Source organism: Verrucosispora sp. FIM060022, assembly GCF_003977705.1.
GTDB lineage: Bacteria > Actinomycetota > Actinomycetes > Mycobacteriales > Micromonosporaceae > Micromonospora > Micromonospora gifhornensis.
Genome location: NZ_RQIV01000001.1, coordinates 761,255 through 776,751, shown reverse-complemented (window position 1 = coordinate 776,751; position 15,497 = coordinate 761,255). Strand labels below are relative to the sequence as shown.

Below are 15,497 nucleotides of genomic sequence, written 5' to 3'. Positions count from 1 at the left end.
TTCCCACGTCGTGATGATCGGCCACCCACCCTGCACGGGCCAGGTGGCGGGCACCGCGCAGACACATGACGGTTGGGTGACGAATCCACTTCCGGCGGGCGTCGGGTCGGATGGCTGACCGCCGGCTGCCGCAGCACCGTTGATCTGCGACTATGACAGTGAGGCACGGAAATATCACTGCGTGCGACAGGAGGTCGAAGGATGCGGACCGGACTGCCCACCGATGAACCAGTCGGCACGCTGGAGGTCGTACACCGATTCCGGGGGCCGATGCCGACCGGGGTGACCGTCTCGCACCGCGGGCGGATCTTCGTCAATTTTCCCCGCTGGGGCGACGAGGTGCCGGCGACCGTGGTGGAGCTGCGCCACAACCGTGAGGTGCCCTATCCCGACCTGCGGTGGAACTCCCCCGCCGGCAACGACGACGCGTCGGCGTTCGTGTCGGTGCAGAGCGTGGTGGTCGACCCGGTCGACCGGCTCTGGGTGCTCGACACCGGCAGCCCGATGTTCCAGCCCACCGTTCCCGGCGGACCGAAACTGGTACGCATCGACCTCGGCACCAACACGGTCGCCCAGGTGATCACCTTCCCGCCCGACGTGGCGCTGCCCACGTCGTACCTCAACGACGTACGCTTCGACCTGCGGCGGGGCACGGCGGGGATCGCGTACATCACCGATTCGGCGGACGGGGCACCGAACGCGATAATCGTGGTGGACCTGGCCAGCGGGACCTCGTGGCGGCGGCTGAACGACCACCCGTCCACCAAGGCGGAGTCGCTTGTGAACTTCCGCCCGGTGGTGGAGGGTCGGCCGTTCCTGGTCCGGCCGCCGGAGGGTCCGCCGCAGCCGGTGGGCGTGGGCGCGGATGGCATAGCGATCTCCGCCGACGGTGCCCGGCTCTACTACTGCGCGCTCGCCTCGCGCCGCTGGTTCAGCGTGGCCACCGACGCACTGGTCGACCGGAGCGCCGACGAGGACGAGGTGGCCGCGACCGTACGCGACGAGGGCGACAAGGGTGGCGGCGCCGACGGCCTTGAATCCGACGACGCAGGGCGGCTCTACCTCACCAACTACGAGCACAACGCGATTCTGCGGCGACGCCCCGACGGCGAGTACGAGACGGTCGTCCACGATCCGCGCCTGCTGTGGCCCGACACGTTGAGCGTGGCCAAGGACCGGCACCTGTACGTCATCGCCAACCAGGTGCACCGGCAGCCCCCCTTCAACCGTGGCCGGGACCTGCGGCGCAAGCCGTACGCCCTGTTCCGGACCCGCATCGACGCCGGCCCGGTCCTGTTGCGACCCTGACCTGGCCCCCTCGAACGGGTGGTGGTTGCTGCGGCCGGGGGGAGCGCCCACCGGCGCCCGCATAGCGTCGGTGGGACGTGACCCCGAGGTGAGGAGTGGGCCGGTGACCGAGCCGGAGGAAGACCAGGAGAAGACCCGCAAGACCGATCAGGTGCTCTTCTCCCCCGACGGCGATCCGCACCACACCCTGGCGGAGGCGCCGCAGCCCGACGAGCACCTGTCGGTGCGGTTCACCCACGACGACGAGACCGAGGTGGTCGACGACGATCAGTGACCGGTGCGGCGCGGCTTGTCACCGCACACCCCGAAGACTGATAATCATCAATGTTCATGAGCCGGACGAGATCGGGCACCGGGCAGCCTCGATCGGAGCATCCCCCTGCACGCATCCGTCCGGAGGACATCCTGCCCATGAAGAAAGCGATCAAACTAGGCTGGGCTGCGCTGACCGCAGTCGCCCTGACGGCGCTTGCCGCGCTGTCGATCCCCAGCCCGGCCTCGGCGGCCACCCTGACCGAGGTGACCAACTTCGGCGCCAACCCCAGCAACCTGCGCATGTACCTCTACGTGCCGGATCGGGTCGCACCGCGACCGGGCCTGCTGGTCGCGATCCACTACTGCACCGGCACCGGTCCGGCCCTGCACTCGGGCACCCGGTTCGCCGCCCTGGCCGACCAGTACGGCTACATCGTCATCTACCCGTCGGTGACCCGCAGCAGCCAGTGTTTCGACGTCTCCTCGCCACAGGCGCTGCGTCGCGGCGGCGGCAGCGACCCGGTGGGCATCATGTCGATGGTCGACCACGTCCGGTCGCGCTACTCGGTCGACCCGGCCCGGATCTTCGCCACCGGCGTGTCGTCCGGGGCGATGATGACAAACGTGATGCTCGGGCTCTACCCCGACGTCTTCGCCGCCGGTGCCGCCTTCGCGGGGGTGCCGTTCGCCTGTTTCGCCACCACCAACGGCTCGGAGTGGAACAGCGAGTGCGCCAACGGGCAGATCAGCCGTACCCCTCAGCAGTGGGGTGACCTGGTGCGCAACGCGTACCCCGGTTACAACGGCCCGCGCCCGCGGATGCAGACCTGGCACGGCACCAACGACGACATCCTGCGGTACCCGAACTTCGGCGAGCAGGTCAAGCAGTGGACCAACGTGCACGGGTTGAGCCAGACCCCGACCTACACCGACAGCCCGCAGGCCGGCTACACCCGCACCCGCTACGGCGGCTCCGGCGACCACGCGCCGGTCGAGGCGATCAGCATGCAGGGCGTGTCGCACAACCTGCCGGTCGACGCGGCGCAGGCGATCCGCTTCTTCGGCCTGAACAACCCGTCCAGCACGCCCACGCCCACGCCCACGCCGACCCCGACGCCCACCCCCACTCCGACGCCCACCCCAACCCCGACCCCGCCGCCGTCGCCGACGCTGCCGCCGGGCCCGGGCTGCCAGGTCCACTACGAGGTCAACGCCTGGAACACCGGGCTGACCACCTCGGTGACCATCACCAACACCGGCAGTACGGCCATCAACGGCTGGAGCCTGGCGTTCACCCTGCCCGCCGGGCAGACCATCACCAACGGCTGGAACGCCACGTACGCGCCGACCTCCGGGGCGGTGACCGCCCGTAACGTCTCCTACAACGGCACCATCGCGCCGAAGACCTCGACGACGATCGGGTTCCAGGCCAACCACACCGGCGACGCCGGCAAGCCTGGCGTCTTCACTCTCAACGGCGGTTCCTGCTACTTCTCCGGCTGATCCCGGTAGGGCCGGCACCCCACGGGGGCACGACGTGGGGCGCCGGCACGGGACCGCTGTTCGCGAGCGCCGCCACCTCGACACGTTGCGGGTCGGGACCCGACTCGCGCCGTCCAGGAAAGCGCTTACCCTGGCAGGGGCGTCGCACCCCTCACCACCACCCGTCCGTCCGGAAAGGAATCTCACATGCCGTCCAGGACAACAACACCCCGGCGTACGCCCCGATGGCTGGTCGCGGCCAGCACGTTGGTGCTGGCCGCCGCCGGTACGGCCATCGCCGCGCCGAGCCCCGCGCAGGCCGCCACCGTCGATCCGAACGCCACGTACGTCTTCGTCAACCGGCACAGCGGCAAGGCGATGGACGTGTGGAACTGGTCCACCGCCGACCAGGCCCCGATCAACCAGTTCACCCGCAACGACGCCGCCGTGCAGCAGTGGCGCTTCGTCGACGTCGGCAGCGGCTACTACCAGATCCGGTCGGTGCACAGCGGCAAGGTCCTTGAGCTGCCCAACGCCAACGACGGCGTACAACTGGTGCAGAACACGGCGGCCGGCGGCAACACCCGGCAGCATTTCCGGCTGGCCGACTCCGACGGCGGTCATGTCCGGTTCGTCAACCGGCACTCCAACAAGGCTCTCGATTTGTGGGGCTGGTCCACCGCCGACGGTGCGATGATCTCGCAGTACCAGGATGTCAACGGCGCCAACCAGCAGTGGCGGATGATCACCGTCGGCGGTGGCAGCGGCAGTGGCTGCGGCAGTGGCACGTTCCAGGCCGAGGCAGTGCTCAACGGTGGCACCTGGACCGCCCGTAACGGCGGCACGACCGTCTACACCGGCGGCGACATGCGGGAGGCCGTACAGGCCGCGATCAACAGCCTCAGCGCGGGCCGGACCAGCAAGCAGCGGGTCGTCGTACGCGGCTCCGGCTCGATCAGCGCGGGCTCCCGGATCTCGCTGCCCAGCTACACCACGATCGACGTGTGCGGCACGATCAACGTGACCGGCTCCGGCAGCGGTGACCAGGCCCCGATCTACTCGCGCGGCACCACCCAGGTCGAGGTGCAGAACCTCAACGTCACAGGCGCCCCGCTGTACGGCATCTTCATGCGCAACGTCAGCAACGTGATCCTCGGTCAGATCGACATGCGGCTGTCCAGCGGGCTCGGGATCCGCATCGACAACCGGGGCGACACCAGCCAGTGGAGCCGCAACATCCGCATCGACAACGTGTACGTCTCCGGTGCCCGCGCGCACGCCGTGGAGACGTACGGTGTCGACGGGTTGACCATCGGCACGGTGACCGCCCGCAACGTCGGCGAGTCGGGGCTGCTGCTCAACGAGACCATCAACGCCACCGTGACCACTGTCGACGCGGAGAACGCCGGCACCGGCACCGGGTACGCGGCGTTCCGGATCGCCAACCGGGCCGGCCGGATCAACTCCGGGTACCCGATCAACATCCGGGTGGGCACCGTACGGGCGCGCGGCGGCGGCCGGGGCATCTTCTGCGTCTCGGAGTCCGGCGGCCTGGCGGTCAACCGGGTCGACGTCGCCAACACCGGCAACAACGCCATCCTCATCGAGAACTGCTACGGGGTGGACATCGCCGCCGGTGGCGGCACCATCAGCGGTGGCGGTGAGGTGCGGCTGGCCGCGCGCAGCGAGTTCCCCGGCAACCGGGACATCACCCTACGCAACTTCACGCTTGTCAACAGCCGGATCCTGGAAAGCCCCTGCACAGCCAACCTGACCATCAGCAACGTGGCGCTGAACAACGCGACGATCAACCGCTGCTGAGCGTTCGGACACGTTAAAAGGGGCCCCTTCCTATGCACGAGGCGTTAGGAAGGGGCCCCTCCTTCTTTCAGATCAGCCTGCGTTGCAGGTGGGGGTGCCGGAGGGGGCGGAGCCCGTGCCCTGGAACCCGAACTCGGTGGTGGTGCCCGGTGCCACGTTGGCGTTGTAGCCGACGTTGCGGAAGGTCACGGCACCACTGTTGCCACTCGCCTGGGTGTTCCACGAGTTGGTCACCGAGGTGCCACCCGGGAGCGTCATGTTAACCGCCCAGCCGTTGAGGCCGCTGGAGCCGGCGGTCACCCGCACATGGGCGACGAATCCACCGTTCCAGGTGTCCAGCGTGTACGACGCGGTGCAGGCACCGGACGGCGGCGGGGTGGTCGGCGGGGGCGTCGTGGGCGGCGGGGTGGTCGGCGGAGGGGTGGTCGGCGGCGGGGTGGTCGGCGGAGGCGTCGTGGGCGGCGGGGTGGTGCCACCGGCGTTCAGCGCCTCCAGCGTCGCGTTGTACGCCTGCTTCTTGTTGCCGTTGTTGTCGAACAGCAGCGGCGTGCCGTAGGAACGCCAGGAATCGCTGTCCCGGATGCCCCATACCGTGATGCCGTTGCAGCGCGGCACCGCGAGGCAGTCCTGGACCACCCGGCGGTACGTGTCGGCCTGCTGGCTGCCGGAGCCCTCGATGTCCAGCTCGGTGATCTGCACGTCCACCCCGAGGGCGGCGAAGCTGGACAGCGTGGTGCGGTAGTTGCTGTTGTACGCCGACTGGGCGTTGAAGTGCGACTGGAAGCCGACGCAGTCGATCGGTACGCCGCGCTGCTTGAAGTCGCGCACCATGTTGTAGACGGCTTGGGTCTTGGCCCAGGTCCAGTTGTCGGTGTTGTAGTCGTTGTAGCAGAGCTTCGCGCCCGGGTCGGCGGCGCGGGCGGCGCGGAACGCGGCCTCGATCCAGTCCCCGCCGGTGCGTTGGAGGTTGGAGTTACGGCGGGCGCCGTTGTTGCCGTCGTCGAACGCCTCGTTCACCACGTCCCACGAGTCGATCTTGCCGCGGTAGTAGGTGGCGACCTGGGTGACGTGGTTGAGCATGGCCGAGCGCAGCGCCTGGCCTTCCATCCGCTCCATCCAGGCGGGCTGCTGCGAGTGCCAGGCCAGGGTGTGACCCCGGACCTTCCAGCCCCGGGAGAGGGCGTGGTTGACGATCCGGTCCGCGGTGCCGTAGCTGAAGACACCCTGCTGCGGCTCCAGGGCGTTGATCTTCATCTCGTTCTCAGCCGTGATCGAGTTGAACTCGCGGTTGAGGATTCCGGTGTAGACGCTGTCGTTGAGCTTGTGCGCCGCGACGGCGGCCCCGAAGTACCGGCCGCTCTCCGCGGCGGCGGCGCCCAGGGTGGTCGCCGCGCTGGCACTGGAGGCCGTCACCACCACGGTGGTGGCGGCGAGGGAGAGACCGACCACGGCCGAGATCAGCGCAGAGCGCGATCGCAGTCTGGTCGCGGGACGCCCGCTGGCGCGGGCGAACGCGTTGTTCATGGCATGAGCCTTTCGACGAAGCCGTGCTGATGGAAAGCCGGCTCCGACTACCGCCCAACACGATGACCTTTCCGTCGCCTGCGCAGTCGCCCGGTTTGCCGCGCAGGCCGGTGCACTCAGCCGGCCATCGTGAGTAGATCGGAGCTGTTCTATCGAAAACAGTATCGAAACCCGTCCGTAAGCTCAACGTGCCTGACGGTCTTCTCGGCAACTACACGGACCACCGCGTCGCGACTCCGACGGCGGTTGACCACAGTTGGCAGCCGGCCGGCATCGACCGCGCGGACCGAAAGTTTCGGTCCGCGTGAGCCGGCCGCCGATCAGCCGGCGACCGCCGTCTCCACCGGCCGGGCCGCGTCATCCGGTGGCGGCGCGCCGGCCGGATCAGCCAGCAGGTCGGCGAGCCAGCGCAGTTGCCGGCGTACGTGCACCGCTTCGCCGTGCTCGTGCCCGTTGAACGGGTAGACGTGCAGGCTGCGTTCCGGCACCGGCCCGCCGTTGGCGGCACCGTACTGGTGGTAGGCGGCGAACACCGTGCTCGGCGGGCACACCCGGTCGCGCAGCCCCACCCCGAGGTGCAGCGGGGCGGTGGCCCGGCGCACCAGGCAGGCCACGTCCACGTGGGAGAGCGTGTGGCGTACCGCCGCCTCGGCCTCGCGATGGACGGCGAGGTAGCCGGCGATCTCGCCGTACGGGCCGACGTCGGTGATCTCGATGGCCCGTTGCAGGTGGCAGAGGAACGGCGCGGTGGCGAGCACGGCGGCGATCCCCGGCGCCAACCCGGCGACCGCGAGCGCCAGTCCACCGCCCTGGCTGTTGCCGGTCACGACCACCCGCTGCGGATCGACCGCCGGCAGGAGCCGGGCCGCCTGCACGGCCCGGACCGCGTCGGTGATGAGCCGGCGGTAGTAGTAGCCCTGCGGCGACAGGATGCCCCGGGTCACCGGCGACGGGCCACCGGGCGCGCTGCCGTGCGGGTCGGCCGTGTCGCCGACGCCGTACTGGCCGGACTGCCCCCGGGCGTCCATGAGCAGGTGGGCGTACCCGGCGACGGGCCAGGTCAGCCGCTCGTGCGGGGTGCCCCGACCGCGCCCGTAGCCGACGTACTCGATCACCACCGGTAGCGCTTCGTCCACCCCGGCCGGCCGGGTGTACCAGGCGCGGACCGGGTCGCCGGCGAACCCGGCGAAGGTCACGTCCCAGGTGTCGAGCAGCCGCAGATCGGTCGGTTCGGGACGGACGTCGAGCAGCACCGGCACCGCCTCCGCCGCGCCCAGGGTGCTGCGCCAGTAGTCGTCGAAGCCCTCCGGCTCGGCCACCGTGGGCGCGTACTGCCGCAGTTGGTCCAGGGGCAGGTCGAACAGGGACATGAGTCCTCGCAGCTGTCGTCAGGATCGCGGTGGCGGTGCGGTGCTCTCGCGCACCACCAACTCGGCGACCAGGTCGATGCGGCTGGTGGGCAGCGCGACGCCGCGGGCGAGGTCGAGCAGCATCTGGGTCGCCGTGCCGGCCATGTCGTGCAGCGGCTGGTGCACGGTGGTCAACGCGGGGCCGAGCCAGGCGGAGACCGGCAGGTTGTCGTAGCCGACCACCGACACGTCGCCGGGCACGTCCAGACCGAGTTGCCGGGCCGCCCGCAGCACCCCCATCGCCTGCAGGTCGGAGCCGGCGAAGACCGCGGTCGGCCGGTCGGGACGGCTCAGCAGCTCGATGCCGTGGGTGTAGCCGGCGTCGAGATGGAAGTTGCCCGAGCGGACCAGGCTGGGATCGACAGGTACGCCGAGTTCCTCGTGCGCGCAGCGGTAGCCCGCGGTGCGGGCCCGGGCGCAGAGCACGTCCTGCGGGCCGGAGATGACCGCGATCCGGCGGTGGCCGAGGTCCAGCAGGTGTCGGGTGGCGAGCAGGCCGCCGTTCCAGTTGTTGGACCCGACGGTCGGCCCGGAGGCCACGCTCGCGCTGTCGCTGTCGACCACCACCACCGGGATGGCCTGCCGCCGCAGCTGTTTGCGCTGCTGATCGGTGAGGTTGCACATGACCAGCAGCACACCGAGCGGGCGTCGGGCGAGCATCGCGTCGAACCAGGGCTGTGGGGGTCGATGGGCCCCGCCCAGCTGCGAGAGCACCACGTTCACCCCCTCGGGGGCGGTGACCGCCTCGACCCCACGAATGATCTCCAGCGCCCAGTCCGAGCCGAACTCGTGGAACACCAGGTCGATCTGGCCGTCCCCGGTCGTACGCCGAGCGCGGCGTCGGTAGCGGTGCCGTTCCAGGCTCGCCTCGACGCGGGCTCTGGTCGCGGCCGCCACGTCCGAGCGGCCGTTGAGGACCTTGGACACCGTCGCCGAGGAGACGCCGACCTCCCGGGCGATGGTCGCGAGTGTCGTGGTGCCGAGCGCGGCCACCGAGCGGTTCTCAGTCATCGGCCCCTCTACCACCCGGCCCCGAAAATATCGGAGAACTTAGCATGCCCGGACCGAGCGCCGATGACATCAGTCGATGACTCGGGCGATGGCCACCGAGGGCAGGCAATCGCTTACCCGCACTACAGTGCCAGTGGCGTAGGCGGATTTCCAGGCCTTGACATCGATTTATCGACACACTTAGGTTCCCGACACAAGCTTCGAGCTGATTTCCGAAAATTTCGATGATCGCTGTTGCTCCGCAGCAACAGGTGGAGCCGTCGGGACGACCTCCCGGACGCGACCGGAGGGGCGCATGACAAGCCAGCTGTCCGTCGACGATCCACCAGCGCCACCGCTTCCGGGCGCACCGCCTCCGGGCGTGCCCCGTGCGGCGCGGCGGACCTGGCGGCGGGCGCTGCGGCGGGACTGGCAGCTGTACTCCCTGGCGATCCTGCCGCTGCTGTTCTTCCTGATCTTCCGGTACCTGCCGATGCTCGGCAACGTCATCGCCTTCCGCCGGTTCCAGCCCGGCGGCAACATCTTCGGCGAGTACTGGGTGGGCCTGCGGTACTTCAAGATGTTCCTGAACGATCCGACGTTCTGGAACGTCTTCACCAACACGCTGGCGCTGGGCGCGTTGACGTTGCTGTTCTGCTTCCCGCTGCCGATCGTGCTGGCGCTGCTGCTCAACGAGGTACGCGCCGGCCGACTCAAGCGGTTCGTGCAGTCGGTGTCGTACCTGCCGCACTTCCTGTCCATCGTGATCGTGGCGGCCATGGTCATGCAGCTGCTGTCCATGGACGGCACGATCAACCAGCTGGTCCACGCGGGCGGCGGTGAGGCGATCCCGTTCCTGCAACGGCCCGAGTGGTTCCGCACCATCTACGTCTCCTCCGAGGTCTGGCAGACCGTCGGCTGGGGCACCATCCTCTACCTGGCCGCGCTCACCACCATCGACGACGACCTGTACGAGGCGGCCCGCATCGACGGGGCCAACCGCTGGCGGCAGACCTGGCACGTGACGCTGCCGGGGATCCGGCCGACCATGGTCACCCTGCTGATCCTCAACATCGGCACGTTCATGGCGGTCGGGTTCGAGAAGATCCTGCTGCTGTACAACCCGCTGACCTATCCGACCGCCGACGTCATATCCACGTACCTATTCCGGGTCGGCTTCACGTCCAGCAACTTCAGCTACGCGGCCGCGATCGGGCTGTTCGAGGCGGTGATCGGGCTGATCCTGGTGCTGTCGGCGAACCTGATCGCCCGCCGTACGGTGGGGACGAGCCTGTGGTGACCGCCGAGGCAGCCGAGCCGGCCACCGCACCCGCGCCCACGCCTCGGCGACGACGGCGCGGCATCCGGCAGACCCGCGGTTACCGGGCGTTCCAGGTGGTCAACGCGATCATCCTGACCGCCGTGGTGGTGGTGACGCTGTACCCGTTCGTCAACATCGTGGCCCGGTCCATGAGCCACGAGGCGTACATCATCGCCGGCCAGGTGAACCTGGTGCCGCGCGGGTTCACCCTGGACACGTACCAGTTGGTGCTCTCCGACTCGATGTTCTGGACCAACTACCGCAACACGGTGTTCTACACGGTCACCGCCACGCTCATCTCGATCGTGATGACCACCTGCTACGCGTACGTGTTGTCCAAGAAGGACCTCAAGGGACGCAGCGCGCTGGTCGGCATCGCGGTGTTCACGATGTTCTTCACCGGCGGGCTGATCCCCAACTACGTGCTGGTCACCAGCCTCGGGTTGAAGAACAGCGTCTGGGCCATCGCGCTGCCGAACGCGATAAACGTGTTCAACCTGCTGGTGATGAAGGCGTTCTTCGAGAGCCTGCCGAACGACCTGGAGGAAGCCGCCGCGGTCGACGGGCTCAACACGTACGGCATCCTGTGGCGGATCGTGCTGCCGTTGTCGAAGGCCATCGTCGCCACGATGGTGCTGTTCTACGCGGTGGCCTTCTGGAACTCCTGGTTCGCCGCCTTCCTCTACCTGGACCGGCAGGAGCTGTGGCCGGTCACCATCTACCTGCGCAACCTGATCGCGGGGGCCACCGGCGCGGAGAACATCGGCGCCATCTCCGAGGCCAACGAGGTGCAGGCCGAGGCGACCCTCAAGGCCGTGACGATCGTGCTCACCACCCTGCCCATCCTGCTGGTCTATCCCTTCGTCCAGCGGTACTTCGTCCGCGGCATCATGCTCGGCGCGGTGAAGGGCTGAGCACGCAACACCACCCACCCTCCCACCACCAGATCCGAAAGGACCCGCCATGTTCCGCAGATCGTGGCGTCACACAGCGGCGGTGGCCACCGTCGCGCTGCTCGCCCTTTCCAGCGTCACCGCCTGTGGCGACGACTCGTCCGACGCGCAGGACCTGTCGGAGAACCGGGCCGGCGCGATGGAGAACTACGCCGCCGGTACGCAGTTCAAGGCCACCGAGCCGCTCTCCTTCTCCGTCCTCTACAACAACCACCCGAACTACCCGCTCAAGAACGACTGGCTGTTCTGGAAGGAGCTGACGGCGCGCACAAACGTCACGCTCGACCCGGTCGCCGTGCCGTTGAGCGACTACAACCAGAAGCGCAGTCTGCTCATCGGGGCCGGTGACGCGCCGCTGCTCATCCCGAAGACGTACCCGCCGGACGTACACGCGTACGTCTCCTCGGGGGCGATCCTGCCGGTCAGTGACTATCTCGATCTGATGCCGAACCTCAAGGACAAGATCGAGAAGTGGAACCTGAAGCCTGAGCTGGACACGCTGCGCCAGGCCGACGGCAAGTTCTATCTGTTGCCCGGCGTGCACGAGAAGCCGTGGCACGAATACTCCCTGGTGGTCCGTACCGACATCCTCGACGAGCTGGGCCTGGAGATCCCGAAGACCTGGGACGAGCTGTACACCGTGCTCAAGGCGATGAAGGCGAAGTACCCGGACGTCTACCCGTTCTCCGACCGGTACAGCCAGCCCAACCCGGCCGGCAACCTGCTCAACCTGCTGGCCGTGTCGCACGGTCTGGAGGGCGCGGGCTGGAACTTCCAGCACGTCAGCTGGAACGCCGGCGCGCAGAAGTTCGAGTACACCGCCGCCACCGAGCACTACCGGCACATCCTGGAGTACCTGAACAAGCTGGTCGCCGAGAAGCTGCTCGACCCGGAGAGCTTCACCCAGACCGACGACCTCGCCCGGCAGAAGCTGGCCAACAGCAAGTCCTTCGTGATCAGCGGCAACGCCCAGGCCCTGGTGAACGACTACCGGCCGGACCTGGCGGCGACCAACCCGAAGGCGAAGATCACCAAGATTCCGCTGCCGGTCGGTCCGGCCGGAGAGATCAACCCGGCCAGCCGGCTGGAGAACGGCATGATGATCTCCTCGAAGGCCCGTGACAGCAAGAACTTCGTGGCGATGATGCAGTTCGTCGACTGGCTCTGGTACTCCGACGAGGGGCAGATGTTCGCCCGCTGGGGCGTGGAGGGCACCACCTACGTCAAGGACGCCGCCGGCAAGGCCGGCCTCGCCGAGGACGTCGACATGATCGGCCTCAACCCGGGCGCACCCAAGCACCTGCAGAAGGACTTCGGCTTCGCCAACGGGGTGTTCGCCTACGGCGGCAAGCCGGAACTGGTGCAGGCGTTCTTCTCCGCCGAGGAGCAGGAGTTCCAGAAGGTGATGAACGCCCGTACGCCGAAGTCGCCGCCGCCGCCGTACCCGCTGACCGACGAGGAGCGCGAGCAGGTGTCGCTCTGGGAGACCCCGCTCAAGGACCACGTCTACCAGGCGACGTTGCAGTTCGCCCTCGGCCAGCGTGACCTCGCCCAGTGGGACGCCTACGTCACCGAGCTGAAGAGCAAGAACATGGACGCCTACCTGGACACGGTCAACAAGGCGTACGAGCGCTACCGCGACGAGCACAACTGATGTCGGGGGCCGGTCCGGTTCCGGTGGGCAGCGGACCGGCCCCGCATCACCGGACGATGAGGACACCGATGCGCATCACCCTCGCCGCGCACCCCCGCGGCCGGATCGTCACGGCGGGGTCGTCGTGAGTACGGCGACCCGACGCGAGTTCGGTGCGGGACCGCTGTCGCGGGTGGCCGCGCTGGTCTACACGCTGTTGGTGGTCGAGGTGTTGCTGCTGGTCTGCGCCGCCCCCGGACTCGTCGCGTTGTTCGCCCTGGAACGGCACATGAGCAACCTGCCGCTGGTCGCCGTCTGCGCGGTGCCGCTCGGCCCGGCCCTGTCCGCCGCCCTGTACGCCCTGCACCATCAGCGTCTCGACCTGACCGAGCTGCACCCGGCCCGGCTGTTCTGGCGCGGCTACCGGGTGAACCTGGTGGGATCGCTGCTGGTCTGGGTGCCGATGCTGATGTGGCTGGCCCTGCTCGCGATCAACCTGGTCAACCTGACGGCGGTCGGGCTGCCCCGCTGGTGGGTGGTGCCGCTGCTGCTGGTTGCCGCCGGGGTGGCCGTGGTCGGGGTCAACGCGCTGGTGATCACCTCGCTGTTCGCCTTCCGGCTGCGCGACGTGCTCCGGCTGGCCGGGTACTTCGTGCTGCGTACCCCTGCGGTGGCGGTGGGCACCGCGTTGCTGCTGGTCGCGGCGGTGGTGTTGACCCTGGTCACCTCGGAGGCCGCGCTCGCCGCGCTGGGTTCGGTGCTGGCCCTGGCCCTGGTCCGCGGCGGTGAGCCGATGACCAGCGTCATCCGCCAGGAGTTCACCCGGGCGGACGGCGACTGATCACTGGACGGGCCCGGCAGCGACCTGCCGGAGCGCGGCGATCGCGATGCGCACCGCCGGAGTGTGCTCGACGGCGTCGTGGATCACCAGGTGGATCGACCGGACCGGGGTCGGACGGAGCAGCCCGACCCGGGTCACGCCGTCGGGCAGCCGCACCGCGCCGAGCGCGGGAAGCACCGTGGGACCGATGCCGGCCTCGACGAACGCCAGTGCGGTCGGGTAGTCGTGCGCCTCCACACCGAAGGTCGGGGTGAACCCGGCCGCGGTGCAGGCCTCGATGAGGTTGGCCCGGCACCAGCCGCGGGCGAAGTCGTTGTCCACCCAGCGCTCCTCGGCGAGGGCGGCCAACTCCACCTCCTGCTGGTCGGCGAAGCGGTGACCGGCCGGCAACACCGCCACGTACGGGTCGTCGACGAGGTGGTGGGCGGTGAAGCCGGAGCCGGGCTCGAAGCCGCGGGGCGCGACCACCACCTGGAGGTCGGCGCGTTCCTCCCGGGTGCTGGGGATCTCCTCACGCAACTCCAGGTTGAGCCGTACCCCGGGCAGTTCGGTGCCGATCCGGCGCACCACGTACGGCATCCACGCGGCACCGACGGAGGCGAAGTAGGCGATGGTGAGCACGCCGGTGCGGCCGGCGCGCAGGTCCGCGATCAGTGACTCGGCCTCGCCGACGCGGGCGAGCAGCCGATCCGCCTCGGCGGCGAGGGCATGCCCGGCGGCGGTCGGTCGCATGCCGCGACCGGCTCGGGCGAACAGGGCGAGGCCGGTCTCGCGTTGCAGCGCGGTGAGGTGCTGGCTGACGGCGGAGGGGGTGTAGCCCAGGTTGGCGGCGGCGGCCTGCACCGACCCGGAGGCGACGACGGAGCGGAAGATCCGGAGGCGATGAACGTCGAGCACCGGACAACTATAAAGCAGGACTTAATCGTCGTGAAGAAATCGTCGCTGGTACTGAACTGTCGACGGGACCAGAATCGGCCCTATGACCAGTCTGGAGATGACCGCCCCCACCGGGGCCCACGTCGAGCGCGCGACGCCGCCCGCCCCGCCGGCCGGGGCAGGTCGCTCCTGGCCGGTCATCGCCGCCGCCGGGACCACGGTGCTGCTCTGGGCGTCGGCCTTCGTCGGCATCAGATTCGCCGGGCACGACTACTCCCCCGGCGCCATGGCACTGGGCCGGATGCTGGCGGCGTCCGTCGCGCTGAGCGGGTTCGTGGCGCTGACCGCCCGACGTCGGCGATCCACCGTACCGGCCCGCACCCGCCGGCCGCGGGGCGCGACCCTGGGACTCGTCGCGGTCTGGGGCGTTGCCTGGTTCGGCGGTTACAACGTGGCGCTCAACGGCGCGGAGCGGCTGGTCGACGCCGGCACCGCGGCGCTGCTGGTGGCGGTCGCCCCCATCCTGGTCGCGGTGGCCGCGACCCTGGTGCTGGGTGAGCGGCTGACCGGTCGGCTCGGCGTCGGGGTGGCGGTGGCCTTCGTCGGCGTGGCCCTGATCGCGGCCACCGGCTTCACCGGGCACGTCGATCAGCTCGGCGTGGCGCTGGCGGTGCTCGCCGCCGTGCTGTACGCCTTCGGCGTGCTCCTGCAGAAGCGCCTGCTGGCCCGGGTGGACGCGGTGACGATGACCTGGCTCGGCGCGCTGGCCGGCACGATCGCCCTGCTGCCGTTCGCGCCCGCGCTGCTCGGCGAACTCGCCGCCGCGCCGACGTCAGCCACCCTGGGCATGCTCTACCTGGGCGTGTTCCCGACCGCGATCGGCTTCCTCACCTGGGGTTACGTGCTGTCGCGCTGGACTGCCGGGCGCACCACCGCGGCCACCTACCTGGTGCCGCCGGTGACCGTCGCACTGTCCTGGATGCTGCTGAGCGAGGTGCCGGCACTGCTCGCTCTGCTGGGCGGCGTGCTCTGCCTGGCCGGCGTGGTCCTCGCCACCCGCCGCTGACGGGCCGGGGGCGGCGGG

General features: G+C 69.4%; 13 protein-coding genes. 9 read left to right on the top strand and 4 right to left on the bottom strand.

Translation table 11 applies throughout. The annotated features are described in order from the left end of the window. The first annotated feature begins 201 nt into the window (after positions 1–201). The 4 genes from EG812_RS03320 (at position 202) to EG812_RS03310 (ending at position 4,866) form a co-directional block, all read left to right on the top strand. Positions 202–1,308, top strand: a complete 1,107-nt coding sequence (locus EG812_RS03320) for an L-dopachrome tautomerase-related protein (protein WP_013734578.1) — start codon at positions 202–204, stop codon at positions 1,306–1,308. Positions 1,309–1,411: 103 nt separating this feature from the next. Next, positions 1,412–1,582, top strand: coding sequence for a hypothetical protein (locus tag EG812_RS29215; RefSeq protein WP_013734579.1), 171 nt, complete (start codon positions 1,412–1,414; stop codon positions 1,580–1,582). A gap of 137 nt (positions 1,583–1,719) precedes the next feature. Further along, positions 1,720–3,066, top strand: coding sequence for an extracellular catalytic domain type 1 short-chain-length polyhydroxyalkanoate depolymerase (locus EG812_RS03315; protein ID WP_126710705.1), 1,347 nt, complete (start codon positions 1,720–1,722; stop codon positions 3,064–3,066). A 186-nt stretch (positions 3,067–3,252) separates the two neighbouring features. Beyond that, a complete protein-coding gene (locus EG812_RS03310) occupies positions 3,253–4,866 on the top strand; it encodes an RICIN domain-containing protein (RefSeq protein WP_233579361.1) in 1,614 nt (537 codons plus the stop codon). Between the two features lie 72 nt (positions 4,867–4,938). Here EG812_RS03310 and EG812_RS03305 read toward each other — a convergent pair whose 3' ends face one another. From EG812_RS03305 to EG812_RS03295, 3 genes are all read right to left on the bottom strand, one after another. Continuing rightward, complete coding sequence (locus EG812_RS03305; protein ID WP_013734584.1) at positions 4,939–6,390, bottom strand: endo-1,4-beta-xylanase; 1,452 nt, start codon at positions 6,388–6,390, stop codon at positions 4,939–4,941. Between the two features lie 320 nt (positions 6,391–6,710). Beyond that, positions 6,711–7,760 carry an acetylxylan esterase gene (locus EG812_RS03300; protein ID WP_126710704.1) on the bottom strand — a complete coding sequence of 350 codons (1,050 nt, stop codon included), beginning with the start codon at positions 7,758–7,760 and terminating at the stop codon, positions 6,711–6,713. Between the two features lie 18 nt (positions 7,761–7,778). Further along, complete coding sequence (locus EG812_RS03295; RefSeq protein WP_126710703.1) at positions 7,779–8,810, bottom strand: LacI family DNA-binding transcriptional regulator; 1,032 nt, start codon at positions 8,808–8,810, stop codon at positions 7,779–7,781. Positions 8,811–9,105: 295 nt separating this feature from the next. Here EG812_RS03295 and EG812_RS03290 point away from each other — a divergent pair, with 295 nt between their 5' ends. From EG812_RS03290 to EG812_RS03275, 4 genes are all read left to right on the top strand, one after another. Further along, positions 9,106–10,089, top strand: a complete 984-nt coding sequence (locus tag EG812_RS03290; RefSeq protein ID WP_043721313.1) for an ABC transporter permease — start codon at positions 9,106–9,108, stop codon at positions 10,087–10,089. After that, on the top strand, positions 10,086–11,024 hold the full coding sequence (locus EG812_RS03285) for a carbohydrate ABC transporter permease (protein WP_232510824.1): 939 nt from the start codon (positions 10,086–10,088) through the stop codon (positions 11,022–11,024). The genes EG812_RS03290 and EG812_RS03285 overlap by 4 nt, the downstream gene beginning before the upstream one ends. A gap of 49 nt (positions 11,025–11,073) precedes the next feature. Beyond that, positions 11,074–12,717, top strand: coding sequence for an ABC transporter substrate-binding protein (locus EG812_RS03280; RefSeq protein ID WP_013734589.1), 1,644 nt, complete (start codon positions 11,074–11,076; stop codon positions 12,715–12,717). A gap of 124 nt (positions 12,718–12,841) precedes the next feature. Continuing rightward, positions 12,842–13,537 carry a YesL family protein gene (locus tag EG812_RS03275; protein ID WP_013734590.1) on the top strand — a complete coding sequence of 232 codons (696 nt, stop codon included), beginning with the start codon at positions 12,842–12,844 and terminating at the stop codon, positions 13,535–13,537. Here EG812_RS03275 and EG812_RS03270 read toward each other — a convergent pair whose 3' ends face one another. Continuing rightward, complete coding sequence (locus EG812_RS03270) at positions 13,538–14,434, bottom strand: LysR family transcriptional regulator (RefSeq protein WP_013734591.1); 897 nt, start codon at positions 14,432–14,434, stop codon at positions 13,538–13,540. Between the two features lie 82 nt (positions 14,435–14,516). Here EG812_RS03270 and EG812_RS03265 point away from each other — a divergent pair, with 82 nt between their 5' ends. Beyond that, positions 14,517–15,479: a DMT family transporter gene (locus EG812_RS03265; protein WP_126710702.1), complete on the top strand. Its 963-nt coding sequence runs from the start codon at positions 14,517–14,519 to the stop codon at positions 15,477–15,479. Positions 15,480–15,497 lie beyond the last annotated feature (18 nt).